Source organism: Billgrantia bachuensis, from assembly GCF_011742165.1.
In the GTDB taxonomy this organism is placed as follows: Bacteria; Pseudomonadota; Gammaproteobacteria; order Pseudomonadales; family Halomonadaceae; genus Halomonas; species Halomonas bachuensis.
In genome coordinates this window covers 1-17275 of the sequence record NZ_JAAQTO010000007.1, presented here as the reverse complement: position 1 = coordinate 17275, position 17275 = coordinate 1, and the positions used below count along the sequence as shown (strand labels likewise).

Genomic DNA, 17275 nt, shown 5'->3' with positions numbered 1-17275 from the left:
CCTCGTGTGCGCTGGTATTCTTGCGCTCGGAGTCGGCCAGACAGTCGCCGCCGAATCGATCTCACGGTCGATGCGGGGGAGGAAAGTCCGGGCTCCATAGGGCAGGGTGCCAGGTAACGCCTGGGCGGCGTGAGCCGACGGAAAGTGCAGCAGAGAGCAGACCGCCTACGTCTCCTGCGGGAGGCCGGCAAGGGTGAAAGGGTGCGGTAAGAGCGCACCGCGCGCCTGGCAACAGTGCGTGGCACGGTAAACCCCACCCGGAGCAAGACCAAATAGGAACCCAATGGCGTGGCCCGCGTCGGGTTCGGGTAGGTTGCTGGAGGGCCGTGGTGACGCGGCTCCTAGAGGAATGGCTGTCCACGACAGAACCCGGCTTATCGGCCGACTCCCCCTAATTCGCACCCTCCGCTACCGGCTGTGGCCGGTGCATTCATCCAGTTCAAGAGCCAGGAAAGTGCATGCCGCCATCCGCAGCTGAACCGAGCCGACATGGCTTTCGTCATGCCAGCGTGCTGCTGGACGGTGCCGTGGATGCGCTCGTTCACGACGCTGGCGGGACTTATCTGGATGGCACCTTCGGCCGTGGCGGTCACTCGCGTGCCATCCTCGAACGGCTGAACACAGAGGGTTGCCTGCTCGCCATCGATCGCGATCCCCAGGCCGTTGCAGCGGCGGGATCGTTGAGTGATCCCCGCTTTACCATCGAGCAGGGCGAGTTCGCCAACCTGGGCGACATCGCACGACGCCATGGCTTGCATGGAAAGCTTGATGGAGTGCTGCTGGACATCGGTGTTTCGTCGCCACAACTGGACGACCCCGAGCGGGGGTTCAGTTTCCTGCGTGACGGCCCTCTCGACATGCGAATGGACCCGAGTCAAGGCGAGAGTGCCGCCGACTGGCTGGCCCGGGCCCGTGAGTCCGATATCGCTCATGTTCTCAAGACTTATGGCGAGGAGCGCTTCGCCAAGCGCCTGGCGCGAGCCATCGTCACGCGTCGCGCGGAACAACCCTTCCTGCGTACCGGCGACCTGGCTGCTGTGCTCAAGGCGGCCCATCCCGCCTGGGAGAAGGGCAAGCACCCCGCAACGCGCGCCTTCCAGGCTCTGCGTATCCACATCAATGGCGAGCTGGAACAGCTGGATAAGGCACTGTCGGCAGCGCTGGAGGCACTGGCACCGGGCGGTCACCTGGTGGTGATAAGCTTCCATTCATTGGAGGATCGCCGGGTCAAGCGTTTCATCCGTGAGCACGTGCGCGGCGATACCGATCTGCCGCGAGGCATGCCGGTGCGGGAGGAGCAGCTCGCCAAGCGCCTGGCGATGCTGGGCAAGGCTCAGCGGGCCACGCCGGCTGAGGTCGAAGCCAACCCGCGCGCGCGTAGCGCGGTGATGCGCGCTGCACGCAAGCTGACGTGAGGAACGGCATGGCGCAAGGACGGTTGTCTCCCCGAATACTGCGCGTTGCCTGGCGTCCGGCTCGGCTACCGAGCTGGCGCCTGCTGCTGGTCCTGGGCCTGCTGCTGGCTTGCCTGGTCAGTGCCACGGCGGTGATCAATGCCAGCCACCAGACCCGTATGCAATATGTGCGGTTGCAACAGCTCGAGCGGGAGCGCGACCAGTTGCAGACGGAGTGGGGCCAACTGCTGCTCGAAGAGAGCGCCTGGTCGTCACCGTCGCGCATCGAGCGACTGGCCGTCGAACGCCTCGAGATGCGTCTGCCCCACGTCGACGAAGTCGAGGTCATCAGGCCATGAGCACGGACGTCCGCAGCGGGGTGACGCCACGGCGCCGGTCGCCCGTGACCCCGATGGGTGGGTTGCGCTATGGCGTGGTACTGGGTGCGGTGATCCTCGGCTTGTTGCTGTTGACCGGTCGTATCGTGACCCTGCACGTCTTCGACCGGCCATTTCTTCAGGGGCAGGGCGATGCGCGCACTCTGCGCACCGAGTCGTTGACTGCTCATCGCGGCATGATCACGGATCGCAACGGCGAACCGTTGGCGATCTCCACGCCGGTCGTGACGCTCTGGGCCAACCCTCAGGAAGTACCGCAGGACCGTATTCAACGACTGATGCTGGCGCAGGCGCTGGGCATGGCACTGGACGATCTCGACGCTCGGCTGGAGCGTTTTGCCGAGCGCGAATTCATGTTCCTGCGGCGCCAACTGACCCCCGTGGCCGCCCAGCGCGTCCTCGACCTGCGCGTGCCCGGGGTCTACGCCCAGCATGAATACAAGCGCTACTATCCGGCTGGCGAGGTGGTCGCCCAACTGCTGGGCGTGACCAACGTGGACGATACGGGCCAGGAGGGGGTGGAGCTCGCCTACCAGCCCTATCTGGCCGGTACCCCGGGCCAGCGTCGGGTGATCAAGGACCGACGCGGACGCCTGGTGCGCGACCTGGAGGTCCTGCGCGAGGCTCAGCCGGGCGGTGAGCTGACCCTGTCCATCGATCAGCGCCTTCAGTACATGGCGTACCGTGAGCTGAAGGCGGCGGTTGCCGAGCACGAGGCCGATGGCGGCGTCGTGGTGATGATGGATGCCCGTACCGGCGAGGTGCTGGCCATGGCCAATCAGCCCTCCTACAACCCCAACAACCGTGCCGGTCTTGATCCGCGCGGCTTGCGCAATCAGGCCATCGTCGACGTTTTCGAACCGGGTTCGGTGATGAAGCCGCTGGCCATGGCGGCAATCATGGAGAGCGGGCACTTCGACAGCGATGTGGTGGTCGATACGTCGCCGGGCTGGATGCGCATCGATCGCTTCACTATCCGTGACATCCGCAACTATGGCAGGCTCGACTTGGCCGGCATCCTGGAGAAGTCGTCGAATATCGGCATGTCCAAGCTGGTACTCGAACTCGACGACCCGCTGGTTCCCGACCTTTATCGGCGGCTCGGCTTCGGTCAGAGTACCGAGACCGGCTTTCCCGGCGAGGCCGTGGGGCACCTGCCGGCACCGGTACGCTGGTCGCGCAGCCAGTGGGCTGCACTGTCGTACGGCTATGGCCTGTCGGTTTCCGCTCTGCAGCTGGCGAGCGCCTATACCGCACTGGCCAATGGCGGTGTGCGCATGGCGCCTTCGCTGCTCAAGCTGGACGAGGCTCCACAAGGGACCCCGACCATCGATCCGCAGGTGGCCCACGAGCTGTTGCGCATCATGGAGGAGTCGGTGCAGCCGAGCACGGGTGGCCGGCGAGCGGCGGTACCGGGCTACCGGGTGGCGGGCAAGACCGGTACCGTACGCAAGACGTCGGGGGGCGGCTACGAGGAAAATGCCTATCGCAGCCTGTTCGCCGGCATCGCTCCCGTCTCCGACCCGCGTATCGTCACCATCGTCATGATCGATAATCCCCGGGCGGGAGAGTACTACGGTGGTGCCGTGGCAGCCCCTGTGTTCTCGCGCGTCACGGGCAGCGCCCTGCGTCTCCTCGATGTGCCGCCGGACCAGCGTGCAAGATGAATCCTGCCTTTTTCACGACAGAGGTGTGTCGATGCAGGTAAAAATTTCTCGTCTCCAGGCGGCGCTGCGCCGCTGCTGGCCCAGCCTGGCGCTGCCCGGCTTCGCCGCCGATACCTCGGTACGTCTGGTGCTCGACAGCCGCCAGATCGTGCCGGGAGACGTTTTCGTGGCCGTACCCGGAGTGGCCAGTGACGGCCGTGCCTACCTGGCCGAGGCACTCCGGTCGGGAGCCGTTCAGGTGCTCTACCACCTCGAGCCGGACGAGGAGCTTCCCGATTCGATGCAGGGGCAACCGATCCTTGGCCTGCCTTTTCTGCGTCAGCGCCTGGGTGAACTAGGGCGCTTGCTCTTTGCGGTGCCCGATGCGCTGGAGCTGATCGGCGTGACCGGGACCAATGGCAAGAGCTCCGTGACCCACTACGTTGCCGAGCTGAGCGAGGCACTGGGTCGCAAGGCAGGCCTCATTGGCACGCTGGGAGTGGGGCGGCCCGGGCAGCTCGAGGATACTGGGCTGACGACGCCGGGACCGTTGACGCTGCAGGCGACCCTCGGCGAGATGGCGGCGGGCGGCATCGACCGGGTAGCCATGGAGGTTTCCTCCCATGCACTGGAACAAGGGCGCCTCGACGGCTGTCATGTCACCGCGGCCGTATTCACCAACCTGAGCCGCGACCACCTCGACTATCACGGCAGCATGGCGGCCTATGCCGCCGCCAAGGCACGCCTGTTCCGCCGCTCCGAGCTGACGCTTGCGGTAGTCAACGCCGATGACGCCCTGGCTCGCCTGATGCTGGCGGGGCTACCGGAGGGCGTGCGCGTGCTGGCGGTCGGCGACGATACGGCGGCGACGCTGCGGGTGGTCGACTGGCAGCCCAGTCGCAACGGACAACTGGCACTGGTGGCGACCCCGCAGGGCGAGCGTTCGCTCGAGCTTCCGCTGATGGGCCGCTTCAATCTCGATAATGTCCTGCTCGCCATTGCCACCCTGCATGGCTTGGGTGAGTCGCTCGATGCGCTGTTCGATGCTGCCGCGCGGCTGACACCGGTGCCGGGGCGCATGCAGCGAGTGGGGCATTCCGACCGGCCGGCCGTGATCGTCGACTATGCCCATACCCCCGAAGCGCTGGAGAATGCCTTGGGCGCACTGCGTGAGCACTTGCCTGGCGACGGCCGGCTATGGTGCCTGTTCGGCTGTGGAGGAGACCGCGACAGCGGCAAGCGCCCCGAAATGGGGGCGGCCGCCGAGTGCCATGCCGATAGACTGGTGATCACCGACGACAACCCCCGAAGCGAGGATCCGGACCGCATACGCGAGCAGATACTCGCCGGCGTCTCGGCCGAGGCCAGGCAACGTACCGAGACCATTCCTGGGCGAAGCGAAGCCATTGCCCATGCCGTGGAGAAGGCTGAAGACAAGGATGTGATACTGATCGCCGGCAAGGGCCATGAGCCCTATCAGGAGATCGCCGGCGTGCGTCATGCTTTCAGCGATATCGCCGAAGCCGAGGCTGCCCTGGCACGACGTGAGGTGAGCCCATGAGCGGTTCCGGTCTGCAGACCCTGACCGCCGTTGCCGAGGCACTCGGCGTGGCGGCGCCCGACCAGGACATTTCGCTGAGCGATATCGTCAGCGATACGCGTCAGTTATCCCGCGGGAGCCTGTTCGTGGCTCTGCGCGGCATGCGTTTCGATGCCCACGACTTCATCGCCCAGGCGCGCGAGGCGGGGGCGGCAGCGGCACTGGTCGAACATCACGTCGACGACCCGCTGCCGCAGTTGGTGGTACCGGACACCCGCCTGGCGCTGGGCCTGCTCGGGCAGGCTCGACGTCGTGCCTGGGGTGGCCCGTTGGTGGCAGTGACGGGGAACAGCGGCAAGACCAGCGTCAAGGAGCTGTTGGCCCGGCTTCTCGGTCAGCGTGGCAAGACCCTGGCCACGCTGGGCAATCTCAACAACGACATCGGTGCACCGCTGACCCTGCTGAGGCTTGGCGATGAGCACCGTCAGGCGGTACTGGAGCTGGGTGCCAACCATCTTGGCGAGATCGCCTGGACCACGGCCCTGGCCGAACCGCAAGTTGCCATTATCACCAATGTCACCGGTGCCCACGTTGGTGAGTTCGGCGGCATGGGGCAGATCGCCCAGGCCAAGGCCGAGATACTCGCCGGCCTGGGCCGTGACGGCGTGGCAGTGCTCAACCGCGACGACGCCTACTTCCCGGTCTGGGCGCGGTTGGCCGCACCGCGCGAGGTGCTGGACTTCGGTTTTGCCGAGGAAAGCCGTGTGCGGGCCACCGAGCTGGCCTGCGACGCCCTGGGGCGCTATGCTTTCACGCTTGTCGTGGATGGCCGTCGGGTTGGCCGGGTACAGCTCGCCCTGCTGGGGCGGCATAATGTCGCCAACGCGCTGGCGGCCGCGGCGGCAGCGCTGGCACTGGGGCTGGATGACGAGCAACTGCGGGCGGGGTTGGCAGCCGCGGCTCCGATGCCGGGGCGGCTGAGTCCGCTGCAAGGCATTCGAGAGAGCCGTCTGTTGGACGACAGCTACAATGCCAATCCAGGAGCGGTCAAGGCGGCGCTTGCGCTTCTGACCGAACTGCCTGGCCCCAGGTGGTGCCTATTGGGTGCCATGGGAGAACTGGGGGAAGACTCGGACCGGCTGCATGCGGAAGTCGGCCATTACGCACGGAAAATGGGGATCGACGTGCTGTTGACCTGTGGGGATCCGGCACTGGCCGCGAGCCAGGCTTTCGGTGATGACGGGTGTCATTTCAACGATCACGAGGCGCTGACGCGCCATGTCCTGAACCATCTGCCCACCGGTGCCAGCGTACTGATCAAGGGGTCGCGCAGTGCTGGCATGGAACGGGTGGTGGCGGCGCTACGAGCTGACGCATCAAGGTGAACGCAACACATGCTGCTTTTTCTGGCTGATTTTCTGGCGCAGTACCAGAGCGCCTTCAATGTCTTCAACTATCTGACCCTGCGCATGATCCTGGGCACCATGACGGCTCTGCTGCTGTGCCTGTGGCTGGGCCCGTGGATGATCCGCCGCCTGGTCGAACGGCAGATCGGTCAGGCGGTACGCGACGACGGACCGCAGTCGCCCCTGTCCAAGGCCGGTACGCCGACCATGGGCGGCGCCATGATCTTGATGTCGATCGCCGTCGGCACGCTGCTGTGGGCGGACCTGAGCAATCGCTTCGTGTGGATCGTGCTGGTGGTAACGCTGGGCTTCGGGGCGATCGGCTGGGTCGACGACTACCGCAAGGTGGTGGAGAAGAACCCCCGTGGGTTGCCGGCGCGCTGGAAGTACTTCTGGCAGTCTGTGATCGGCCTCGGTACGGCTCTGATGCTCTACCTGACGGCAACCAGCCCGGCGGAAACCAGTCTGATCGTACCGCTGTTCAAGGACATAGTGCTGCCGCTGGGCGTGTTCTATGTGGTATTGACCTACCTGGTGATCGTGGGCAGTTCCAACGCCGTGAATCTCACCGATGGCCTCGACGGCTTGGCCATCATGCCCACCGTCATGGTCGCCATGGGGCTGGCGATCTTCGCTTACGCGAGTGGTAATGCGGTATTCGCCAACTATCTGCAAATTCCCAACATTGCCGGAGCCGGTGAACTGGCGGTGTTCTGTGCCACTATCGCTGGTGCCGGTCTCGGTTTCCTGTGGTTCAATACCTACCCGGCCCAGGTCTTCATGGGCGATGTCGGTGCCCTGGCGCTGGGCGCGGCGCTGGGCGTGGTCGCCGTCATCGTGCGTCAGGAGATCGTGCTGTTCATCATGGGCGGCATCTTCGTGCTGGAAACCATCTCGGTGATCCTGCAGGTCGGCTCCTACAAGCTGACCGGGCGGCGTATCTTCCGCATGGCGCCGTTGCATCATCATTATGAACTCAAGGGGTGGCCGGAGCCGCGGGTCATCGTGCGCTTCTGGATCATCACCGTGGTACTGGTGCTGGTCGGCCTGGCCACGCTGAAGGTTCGCTGAGCCAGGGGACGCCGGTTCCACCGAGCGAGGAGGCCGCAATGCCCAAGGTGGCGAAGGGAGAGACACTGGTGGTCGGACTCGGCGTGTCGGGTCGTGCGATCTGCCGGCATCTGGCCCGGGAAGGGGTGCCCTTCATGGTGGCCGATACCCGTGAGGAGCCACCGGGGTTAGACGAGTTCCGTGTTGCCCACCCTGGCGTAGGCTTGCATTGCGGACCGCTCACGGCACTCGATTTGAGCGATGCCGCGGAGATCGTGGTGAGCCCCGGAGTCGATCCGCAGACGCCAGGGTTGGCCGAGATGGGGAAGCGCCGTCGCGCCGATGGGGAGCCGCTGGTGGTCGGCGAGATCGCCCTGTTCGTGCGCGCGGCGCGGGCGCCGATCGCCGCCATCACCGGCTCCAACGCCAAGTCCACCGTCACCACCTTGCTCGGCGAGATGGCCCGCGCCGCCGGCCGGCGCGTGGCAGTCGGCGGCAATCTCGGCACGCCGGCCCTGGATCTGCTCGTCGAGATGCCCGAGGCGGAACTCTACGTGCTCGAACTCTCCAGCTTCCAGCTCGAGACCACTCCTTGCCTGGGGGCCGAAACCGCCGCCTTTCTCAACCTCTCCGAGGATCACCTGGACCGGCATGGCGATATGGCGGGGTATCGTGCCGCCAAGCTTGGCATCTTTCGCGGTGCCCGGCACGCCGTGGTCAACGCCGAGGATCGCATGACCTGGCCGGATGCGCCGCTTGCGGCCGTGGAGTGCTTCACGACCCTGCCTCCCGAGGCGGGCGAGTGGGGCATTGCCAGGCGGGACGGCCAGGACTGGCTGATGCATGGCGGCACCCCGCTGCTGGCGACCGCCGAGCTGGGGCTGGCGGGGCGTCACAACCAAGCCAATGCGCTGGCGGCCCTGGCCATGGGCAGCCATCTCGGCTTTCCGCTCGAGACCATGTGCGAAGTATTACGGCAATTCAAAGGCCTGGCCCATCGTAGCGAGCCGATCGCCGATATCGACGGCGTGCGCTGGATCAACGACTCGAAGGGGACCAATGTCGGGGCCACCTTGGCTGCCCTGGCCGGCCTGGGGCCGACTCTGCAAGGGAGGCTGGTACTGCTGGCTGGCGGGCTGGGCAAGGGCGCGGACTTCGCGCCTCTGGCCGAACCCATGGCCCGCTATGGGCGTGAGGCGATCTTGTTCGGTGCCGATGCCCCCCGGCTTGCCGCAGCCCTGCGAGACAGTGTGACCGTAACCCGTGTAGCCGACCTCGAGGCTGCCATGCAGCGCGCGCGGGAGGTTGCCGAACCGGGCGATTGCGTGTTGCTCTCGCCGGCTTGCGCCAGCCTCGATCAGTTCCCCAATTACCTGGCACGTGGCGAGGTATTTCGGCAGTGGGTCCAACGGCTCGTCGAGGAGGGCGGACATGGCTAGAACCAAGGCGGCATCCACGCGCAGGTTCGTCCGCTTGCGTCGGCTGCGCGCGGCGCTTTCGACCCGCGAGCAGCCGTTCGATGGCTGGCTGCTGTTTGCCGCGCTGGCGCTGATACTGACCGGTTGGGTCATGGTCACTTCGGCCTCCACCGAGGTGGCGGCAAGTCTCACCGGCAATCCCTGGTATTTCAGCCAGCGTCATGCCCTGTTCGTGGCCATGGCGCTGCTGGCGGCTGCCGCGACGCTGCGTTCGCCGCTGGCCTGGTGGCGTGCCAATGGTCCGCTGCTGTTACTGGCCAGCATGGTGCTGCTGCTATTGGTGCTATTGGTCGGGCGCGAGGTCAATGGCAGCCGGCGCTGGCTGTCGATTCCTTTACTGCCTTTCAACTTGCAGATATCGGAAGTGGCCAAGCTGTGCCTGATCGTCTATCTCGCCGGTTATCTGGAGCGCTTCCTGCCCGAAGTGCGCCGCAGTTGGGGGGCCTTCCTGCGTCCGCTGATAGTGATGGGCCTCATCGCCGTGCTGTTGATTCTCGAGCCGGACTACGGCGCCGTCGTCGTGATGACCGGCTGCGTTATGGGCATGTTGCTGCTGGCAGGGGCGCCGTGGGGACGGTTCGTCCTGATTCTGGTAGCGGTTGGCCTGCTTGGCTTCTACGTGGCGATCGCCGAGCCCTATCGACTGGCGCGTCTGACCAGCTTCTCCGACCCGTGGGCCGATCAGTTCGCCAGCGGTTACCAGTTGACCCAGGCTCTGATCGCTTTCGGTCGCGGGCACTGGTTGGGCATGGGGTTGGGCAACAGCGTGCAGAAGCTGTTCTATCTGCCGGAAGCACATACCGACTTCGTCTTCGCCGTGTTGGCAGAGGAGCTCGGCCTGTTCGGTGCCATCGGCGTGGTGGGCCTGTTCGCACTGCTGATCTGGCGGGCACTGGCGGTGGGGCGGCGGGCCGAGTTGGCAGGGCTGGGCTTTGCCGCTTATGTCAGCTACGGCATTGCCATGGTGATCGGCGCCCAGGCCTTCATCAACATCGCCGTGAGTACCGGCATGTTGCCGACCAAGGGGCTGACCCTGCCGCTGCTCAGCTATGGCGGTTCCAGCCTGCTGGTAAGTGCAGCAATGGTGGGTCTGCTGCTACGTGTGGATATCGACACTCGCCAGGCGCTGCGGCGCGCCGGCCCGACCGCCCCGCGTGAGGCGGCGGGGCGCCGCGAGCCCAGAATCAATGGACAGGGAGTCATGAAGTGAAGCAGGCGGCAACACGGCGTGTTCTGATCATGGCGGGTGGCACCGGCGGGCACGTCATTCCGGCGCTGTCATTGGCGCGTGGGCTGCAGGCCGAGGCGCTGGAAGTGCACTGGCTGGGCAGCCCGCGAGGCATCGAGAACCGCCTGGTGCCGGCGGCTGAGCTGCCCCTGCATCGCATAGCCGTGGCCGGTTTGCGCGGCAACGGCCTGGCCGGCTGGCTCAAGGCGCCGTTCAATCTGACCCGTGCCGTGTGGCAGGCGGCGCGCATCATCCGCCAACTCGACCCGGTACTGGTGGTGGGGCTCGGCGGTTTCGCCAGCGGCCCCGGCGGGTTGGCGGCCTGGTTGCTGCGCCGTCCGCTGGTGATCCACGAACAGAATGCCGTGGCGGGCTTGACCAATCGCGCCTTGGCGCGATTGGCCCGGCGCGTCTATGCCGCCTTCCCGCAGGCGTTCGGCACGCGGGGAGAAGTGGTGGGTAATCCGGTGCGCGATGATATCGCCGCCCTGGGGGCATCACCGCGAGAGGCTGCTGTGATGCGCGACAGGCGACTCAGGTTGCTGGTGGCGGGGGGCTCGCTGGGAGCGCTGGCGCTCAACCAGCGCCTGCCCGAGGCACTGGCCGCGCTGCCCGAGGCGAGCCGCCCCGAGGTGCGCCACCAGGCCGGTCGCGACAAGGACGCGGCGACTCGCGAGGCCTACGCGACACAGGGCGTCGAGGCCCAGGTAAGCGCCTTCATCGACGACATGGCGGCGGCCTACGACTGGGCCGACCTGGTGGTGTGCCGGGCCGGGGCCCTGACCGTGGCCGAGGTGGCCGCTGCGGCCAAGCCGGCGCTGTTCGTGCCCTTGCCCCACGCGGTGGACGACCACCAGACTGCCAATGCCCGCGCCCTGGTGGCGGCGGGCGCGGCACAGTTGATGCCGCAAAAGCAAATGACCGCGGCGGCGCTGGCCGAGAGCCTAGCGACGCTGCTCGACCCTGACATTCTCGCCACCATGGCCCGACAGTCGCGCCGCTGCGCGCATCTCGATGCCGTCGAGCGTCTGGTGGCCGGTTGCATGGAGACAGCGCTTGAGCGATAGCACCTTGAGGCCGGTACCCGGTCAGGCAACGCTGCCACGCCACGGGCGTGGCCTGGGCATGCGCCGTATTCGACACATCCATTTCGTTGGCATCGGCGGTGCCGGTATGTGCGGCATCGCCGAAGTACTCGCCAACCAGGGCTATCAGGTCAGTGGCAGCGACCTGAAGACTTCCCCGGTGGTGGCCCGATTGCGCGAGCATGGCATCCGCGTGGCCATCGGCCATGCCGAGGACAACGTGGCGGGCGCCGACGTGGTGGTGGTCTCCACCGCCGTGGATCCGTCGAACCCCGAGATCCGCTGGGCCCAGGAGCATCGAGTGCCGGTGGTGCGCCGCGCCGAGATGCTCGCCGAGCTGATGCGCTTTCGCCATGGCATCGCGGTGGCCGGCACCCACGGCAAGACCACCACGACCAGCTTGACGGCAACGCTGCTGGCCGAGGGCGGGCTCGATCCGACCTTCGTCATCGGTGGCAAGCTGACTAGCGCTGGCGCCAATGCGCGCCTGGGCGAGGGCGACTACCTCGTCGCCGAGGCCGACGAGTCCGACGCCTCTTTCCTGCACCTGCAGCCGATGGTGTCGATCGTCACCAATATCGACGCCGACCACATGAGCACCTATGGCGGTGACTTCGAGCGGCTCAAGGGCACTTTCATCGAATTCCTGCATAATCTGCCCTTCTATGGACTGGCCATCCTGTGCATCGACGACGAGCACGTGCGCGGCCTGCTCGATCGCATCCATCGGCAGTTCGTGACCTACGGCTTCAGCGAGGATGCCGACTACCGTATCGTCGACTTCACCCAGCAGGCCGGCGAGGTTCGCTTCACCGCTCTGCGCCCTGATGGATTGGCCCCGCTGGAGGTTCATCTGAGCATGCCGGGGCGGCACAATGCGCTCAATGCACTGGCCTCGATCGCCGTTGCTACCGATGCCGGCGTCGACGATGCCGCCATCCTGCGTGGCCTGGCCGGCTTTGCCGGCGTGGGGCGCCGCTTCCAGGTACATGGTCACTTCGCGCCGCCCGGCGGCAGCGGCGAGGTCATGCTGGTGGATGACTACGGGCACCATCCGCGCGAAGTGGAGATGGTTATCAACGCGGTGCGGGCCGGCTGGCCCCAGCGCCGGTTGGTGATGGTCTACCAGCCCCACCGTTATACCCGCACCCGCGACCTCTACGAGGACTTCGTGCGTGTGCTTGCCGGGGTCGACGTACTACTGCTGCTCGACGTATACAGTGCGGGAGAGCCGCCCATCCCCGGCGCCGATGGCAAGACTCTGGCAGGCTCCATCCGCCAGCGCGGCACGCTCGATCCGATCTTCGTGCAGAACAAGTCGGAACTGCCGTCGCTGCTGGCCAAGGTGCTACGTGCCGACGATATCCTGATTACTCAAGGCGCGGGGGATGTGGGCGGTATTGCCCTTGGGTTGGCCGAGAGCCGGTTGATTCTCGACGAGGTAGAGCTATGACGCAGGCGAGCGAGTTTGGGCGGGTCGTGGTGCTGTATGGCGGCAACTCCGCCGAGCGTGAGGTGTCCCTCAGAAGCGGGGCGGCGGTTCTGGCGGCGCTCGAGCGCAGCGGCATCGACGTGATCGGCTACGATCCGGCCGATGGCGGCCTGGTCGGGCTCGAGGCGCTCGCCCCCGATCGTGTCTTCATCGTCCTGCATGGCCGGGGAGGAGAAGACGGGACCCTGCAGGGCGCCCTCGAACTGCTGGGCATCCCCTATACCGGCAGTGGCGTACTGGCTTCTGCGCTGGGCATGGACAAGCAGCGCACCAAACTCGTCTGGCAGGCTCTGGGGTTGCCGACACCTGAATCGCTGATGTTGGCCGAAGATGCCGACTGGGACGGTATCGTTGCCCGGCTCGGGCTGCCGCTCATCGTCAAGCCGGTACACGAGGGCTCGACCCTGGGCATCAGCATCGTCGACAGCAAGGAGGCCCTCGAGGCGGCCTACCACGAGGCGGCACGCTTCGATGCGCGGGTCATGGCCGAGCGCTTCATCCATGGTGAGGAGTATACGGTGTCGCTGTTGGGTAGGCGCGTACTGCCGGCGATTCGCGTCGAAGTGCCCAGCGGCTTCTATGACTATGAAGCCAAGTACAACTCCAACGATACGCGCTATCACCTTCCTTGTGGCCTGGATGCCGCACAGGAGGCGGCGCTGGGCGAGCTGTGCCGTCAGGCCTTCGAAGCCGTCGGTGGAGAAGGTTGGGGGCGCGTCGACGTGATGCGCGACGGCGAGGGGCGTTTCTGGCTGATCGAGGTCAACACCGCGCCAGGCATGACCGACCATAGCCTTGTGCCTCAGGCTGCCGCCCATGCCGGCATAGATTTCGATGCACTGGTGCGGCGCATCCTCGCTACTACGCTGGAGCCACGTCAGGCATGAGCACCCGCGGCTCGACGTTGGGCATACTGCTGTTGTTGATCCTGCTGGGGGCCGGCGGCCGCGCCCTGTGGACCTGGCTCGACCGGCCGATAGAACGCGTAGCAATCCGCGGCGAATTGCATCACGTCAGTGCCGACTACCTGCGTTCGCAGCTGGCGCCGCTGCTGAAGGGGCAGACCTGGCTGTCGGCCGATCTCCCGGCGCTGCGTCGTCGTGCACGCGACATTAGCTGGCTGGCCGAAGTCCGGCTGTCGCGGGAGTGGCCGTATGCCCTGGTCTTCGAGCTGGTCGAGCAGGTGCCGGTGGCGCGCTGGAACGATGGCTATCTACTCAATCCGGAGGGAGAACCCTTCGCCTTCGCCCCGGTGGAGCCGCCGGGAGACCTGCCGGACCTGGCCGGGCCGGTGGGTAGTGGGGCCGAGGTTCTGGCTTACCATGACCGCTTGGCTCCTCGCTTCGAAGCGCTGGGGCTGAGCATCACTCAACTGCGGCTGGAGCCGCGCGGCGCCTGGCGTTTTCAGCTCGATGACGGTGTCTGGGTAATGCTGGGTCGCAATGATCGCGAAGCTCGACTGGCCAGGCTGACGGCTGCGTGGCAACGTCAATTGGGTCCGCAGGCGACACATATTCGCTACATCGACCTGCGTTATCCCAACGGTGTGGCAGTGGCCTGGCATGGCGAAACCGACATCGAAAAGGAAGATGACGGTACGGGCTGAAACCTTTCGTCACGAACAGGTCTCATGTTGCAGCCATTGCGGTGTTTTCTTTATCTTCAATAACCCGTATTGTGAACCTGGTTTTTCATAATGGACTGGTGGTTTAACGCCAGTTGTTTCTATAATGGGCGCAATGACCATTTATCAGAATAATGGGATACCCAGCGGGTCAAGTTTCAGGAGACACTCCGGCGCATGGCAGTCACTTCCAACTCATCCAATATGGTAGTCGGACTGGATATAGGAACGTCCAAGGTAGTGGCCATTGTCGGACAGCCTACCGATGACGGCGGCATCGAGATTGCCGGGATCGGATCGCACCCTTCACGTGGCATGAAAAAAGGCGTGGTGATCAACATCGAGTCGACCGTCCAGTCGATCCAGCGCGCCGTGGAAGAAGCCGAGTTGATGGCCGGCTGCGATATCCATTCGGTCTATGTCGGCGTGGCAGGCAGTCATATCAGTTCGATGAACTCGGATGGTGTGGTCGCGATAAAAGAGCGCGAAGTGATGTCCACCGATATTGATCGTGTCATCGATTCGGCTCGAGCGCGTGCAATCTCCGAGGGCCAGCGTGTGCTGCACGTTTTGCCTCAAGAATTCTCCATCGACACCCAAGGCGGTATTCGTGAGCCGCTCGGGATGTCGGGTGTGCGCCTCGAGGCGCGCGTACATCTGGTTACCGCTGCGCTCAATGCGGTGCAGAATATCGATAAATGCGTACGGCGCTGTGGTCTTGAGGTCGATGCCATCATCCTCGAACAGCTCGCCTCCAGCATGGCGGTACTGACCGAGGATGAGCGCGAGCTTGGGGTCTGCATGGTCGACATCGGTGGTGGCACCACCGATATCGCCGTCTTTACCGAAGGGGCCATTCGCCACACGGCGGTGATCCCCATCGCCGGCGATCAGGTGACCAACGACATCGCCATGGCGCTGCGCACCCCGACCCAGTATGCCGAAGAGATCAAGGTCAAGTACGCCTGCGCCCTGACCCAGTTGGCAGCAAGCGATGAAATGATCAAAGTGCCAAGCGTCGGTGATCGCCCCGCTCGCGATCTGTCGCGTCAGGCACTGGCCGAAGTGGTGGAGCCGCGCTACGAGGAACTATTCACCTTGATTCGCGACGAGCTGCGGCGCAGCGGCTACGAGGACCTGGTAGCAGCCGGCGTGGTACTCACCGGCGGCACCTCGCGCATGGAGGGGGTCGTCGAGCTGGCCGAGGAGATCTTCCACATGCCGGTGCGTATCGCCTGTCCCCTCAACGTGCGTGGACTCTCGGACGTGGTACGCAATCCGATTTATTCCACAGGTGTAGGTTTGCTACATTACGCTCTTCAGGAGGCTCGGCAGGGGCATGGCCGTGAGGGCAGGGCAGTGGCAGCGCCACCCAGGCGCGAAGACGTCTCACAGCGTGGAGGATTGGAAGGAATTCCGGCGCTGGCAAAACTCAAGGGCTGGTTGAAAGGAAATTTCTAATAGGGCCGCGGCGCGGTCCAGGAGACGGGGCTTATGTTCGAACTGGTAGATAGCGCACCCTCGAGCAGTGCGGTCATCAAGGTCGTCGGCGTAGGTGGCGGCGGTGGCAACGCCGTCAACCACATGGTCGAGAGCAATATCGAAGGCGTCGAGTTCATCTGCGCCAACACGGACGCCCAAGCGCTCAAGCGGGTGGCCGCCAAGACCGTGCTCCAGCTTGGCAATGAGATCACCAAGGGGCTGGGCGCTGGTGCCAACCCCGACGTGGGTCGCCAGGCCGCGATGGAGGATCGTGAGCGCATCGCCGAGCTGATCAGCGGCGCCGATATGGTCTTCATCACCGCAGGCATGGGCGGTGGCACCGGCACCGGCGGCGCGCCGGTCGTGGCCCAGGTGGCCAAGGAGCTCGGCATCCTTACCGTGGCCGTCGTCACTCGGCCGTTTCCCTTCGAGGGGCCGAAGCGCATGCGCGTGGCCGAAGAGGGCATGAGGGAACTGTCGGAGCACGTCGACTCCCTGATCACCATTCCCAACGAGAAGCTGCTCTCGGTGCTGGGCAAGAACGCCAGCCTGCTGACCGCCTTCAGTGCCGCCAACGACGTGTTGCTGGGGGCCGTGCAGGGGATCGCCGAGCTGATCACCAGTCCCGGCATCATCAACGTCGACTTCGCCGACGTGCGCACCGTGATGTCCGAGATGGGCATGGCGATGATGGGTACCGGTGGTGCCACTGGCGAGAACCGCGCCCGCGAAGCCGCAGAAAAAGCCATCCGCAGCCCGCTGCTGGAGGACATCGACCTGCACGGCGCGCGTGGCATCCTGGTCAACATCACCGCCGGCCCGGACCTGTCGATCGGCGAATTCAACGATGTTGGCGCCACGGTTCAGGAGTTCGCTTCGCAGGACGCGACCATCGTCGTGGGTACTTCGATCGACATGGACATGACCGACGAGCTGCGGGTTACTGTCGTGGCTGCAGGCCTCGAGGGGCGCCAGGTCAAGGCGGCAGGGCGCGAAACCGTCAAGCGCAACGAGGGCAGCGAGTATCGCCAGCGTGCGCAGCCGGCCATGCGCCAGCAGAGTGCCATGCCCAAGGCCGAGCCCCAGGAGGCGGTCAAGCCGCAGCCGGAGAAGCGTCGCTCGCCCCAGGAATTGGATGATTACCTCGATATCCCGGCCTTCCTGCGTCGACAAGCCGATTGACAGAAGCTATTGCGAGCATAGGCAGGGCCAGGAGATGTTTTTTTGTTGAAACACTCGTTCGGTGTTATAGTGAACGGTGTTTGATAACTTACAACGGCCTGGCTACTGCCCATGATCAGACAACGCACCCTGCAAAACACCATCCGCGCCACCGGCGTTGGCCTTCATTCCGGGAAGAAGGTGTACCTGACCTTGCGTCCGGCCCCGGTGAATACCGGTATCGTGTTCGTGCGTACGGACCTGGATCCCGAGGTACAGGTGCCGGCCAGC

At 65.2% G+C, this 17275-nt stretch carries 15 protein-coding genes and 1 other RNA gene; all 16 read left to right on the top strand.

The genetic code is table 11. From position 1 onward, the window contains the following. Window positions 1–28 precede the first annotated feature (28 nt). An RNA gene (rnpB, locus tag HBJ55_RS03505) (RNase P RNA component class A) lies at window positions 29–393 on the top strand. Between the two features lie 65 nt (window positions 394–458). Continuing rightward, window positions 459–1415: a 16S rRNA (cytosine(1402)-N(4))-methyltransferase RsmH gene (rsmH, locus tag HBJ55_RS03500; RefSeq protein ID WP_167111101.1), complete on the top strand. Its 957-nt coding sequence runs from the start codon at window positions 459–461 to the stop codon at window positions 1413–1415. Between the two features lie 8 nt (window positions 1416–1423). Further along, the gene (ftsL, locus tag HBJ55_RS03495) at window positions 1424–1753 is read left to right on the top strand and encodes a cell division protein FtsL (protein WP_167111099.1); all 330 of its coding nucleotides are present in this window, start codon (window positions 1424–1426) and stop codon (window positions 1751–1753) included. Then, window positions 1750–3459, top strand: a complete 1710-nt coding sequence (locus tag HBJ55_RS03490) for a peptidoglycan D,D-transpeptidase FtsI family protein (RefSeq protein WP_167111097.1) — start codon at window positions 1750–1752, stop codon at window positions 3457–3459. The genes ftsL and HBJ55_RS03490 overlap by 4 nt, the downstream gene beginning before the upstream one ends. A 31-nt stretch (window positions 3460–3490) precedes the next feature. Further along, window positions 3491–4999, top strand: a complete 1509-nt coding sequence (locus HBJ55_RS03485) for a UDP-N-acetylmuramoyl-L-alanyl-D-glutamate--2,6-diaminopimelate ligase (RefSeq protein WP_167111094.1) — start codon at window positions 3491–3493, stop codon at window positions 4997–4999. Continuing rightward, window positions 4996–6363 carry a UDP-N-acetylmuramoyl-tripeptide--D-alanyl-D-alanine ligase gene (locus tag HBJ55_RS03480; protein ID WP_167111092.1) on the top strand — a complete coding sequence of 456 codons (1368 nt, stop codon included), beginning with the start codon at window positions 4996–4998 and terminating at the stop codon, window positions 6361–6363. The genes HBJ55_RS03485 and HBJ55_RS03480 overlap by 4 nt, the downstream gene beginning before the upstream one ends. A 9-nt stretch (window positions 6364–6372) precedes the next feature. Then, window positions 6373–7455, top strand: coding sequence for a phospho-N-acetylmuramoyl-pentapeptide-transferase (gene mraY, locus HBJ55_RS03475; RefSeq protein ID WP_167111090.1), 1083 nt, complete (start codon window positions 6373–6375; stop codon window positions 7453–7455). A 38-nt stretch (window positions 7456–7493) separates the two neighbouring features. Further along, window positions 7494–8873: a UDP-N-acetylmuramoyl-L-alanine--D-glutamate ligase gene (gene murD, locus HBJ55_RS03470; protein ID WP_167111088.1), complete on the top strand. Its 1380-nt coding sequence runs from the start codon at window positions 7494–7496 to the stop codon at window positions 8871–8873. Next, window positions 8866–10122: a putative lipid II flippase FtsW gene (gene ftsW, locus HBJ55_RS03465; protein WP_167111086.1), complete on the top strand. Its 1257-nt coding sequence runs from the start codon at window positions 8866–8868 to the stop codon at window positions 10120–10122. The genes murD and ftsW overlap by 8 nt, the downstream gene beginning before the upstream one ends. After that, window positions 10119–11207, top strand: coding sequence for an undecaprenyldiphospho-muramoylpentapeptide beta-N-acetylglucosaminyltransferase (murG, locus tag HBJ55_RS03460; protein ID WP_167111084.1), 1089 nt, complete (start codon window positions 10119–10121; stop codon window positions 11205–11207). Before ftsW ends, murG begins: the two co-directional genes overlap by 4 nt. Before the next feature lie 58 nt (window positions 11208–11265). Then, entirely contained in the window at window positions 11266–12678 is a 1413-nt protein-coding gene (gene murC / locus HBJ55_RS03455; protein ID WP_167111199.1) for a UDP-N-acetylmuramate--L-alanine ligase, read from the top strand. Next, on the top strand, window positions 12675–13604 hold the full coding sequence (locus tag HBJ55_RS03450) for a D-alanine--D-alanine ligase (protein ID WP_167111082.1): 930 nt from the start codon (window positions 12675–12677) through the stop codon (window positions 13602–13604). The genes murC and HBJ55_RS03450 overlap by 4 nt, the downstream gene beginning before the upstream one ends. Further along, window positions 13601–14323, top strand: a complete 723-nt coding sequence (locus HBJ55_RS03445; RefSeq protein WP_167111080.1) for a cell division protein FtsQ/DivIB — start codon at window positions 13601–13603, stop codon at window positions 14321–14323. Before HBJ55_RS03450 ends, HBJ55_RS03445 begins: the two co-directional genes overlap by 4 nt. Window positions 14324–14518: 195 nt before the next feature. Then, the gene (ftsA, locus tag HBJ55_RS03440; RefSeq protein WP_167111078.1) at window positions 14519–15802 is read left to right on the top strand and encodes a cell division protein FtsA; all 1284 of its coding nucleotides are present in this window, start codon (window positions 14519–14521) and stop codon (window positions 15800–15802) included. Window positions 15803–15835: 33 nt separating this feature from the next. After that, complete coding sequence (ftsZ, locus tag HBJ55_RS03435) at window positions 15836–17005, top strand: cell division protein FtsZ (RefSeq protein ID WP_167111076.1); 1170 nt, start codon at window positions 15836–15838, stop codon at window positions 17003–17005. A 111-nt stretch (window positions 17006–17116) separates the two neighbouring features. Then, on the top strand, window positions 17117–17275 hold a 159-nt coding region (locus tag HBJ55_RS03430; protein ID WP_206022182.1), incomplete at its 3' end, for a UDP-3-O-acyl-N-acetylglucosamine deacetylase.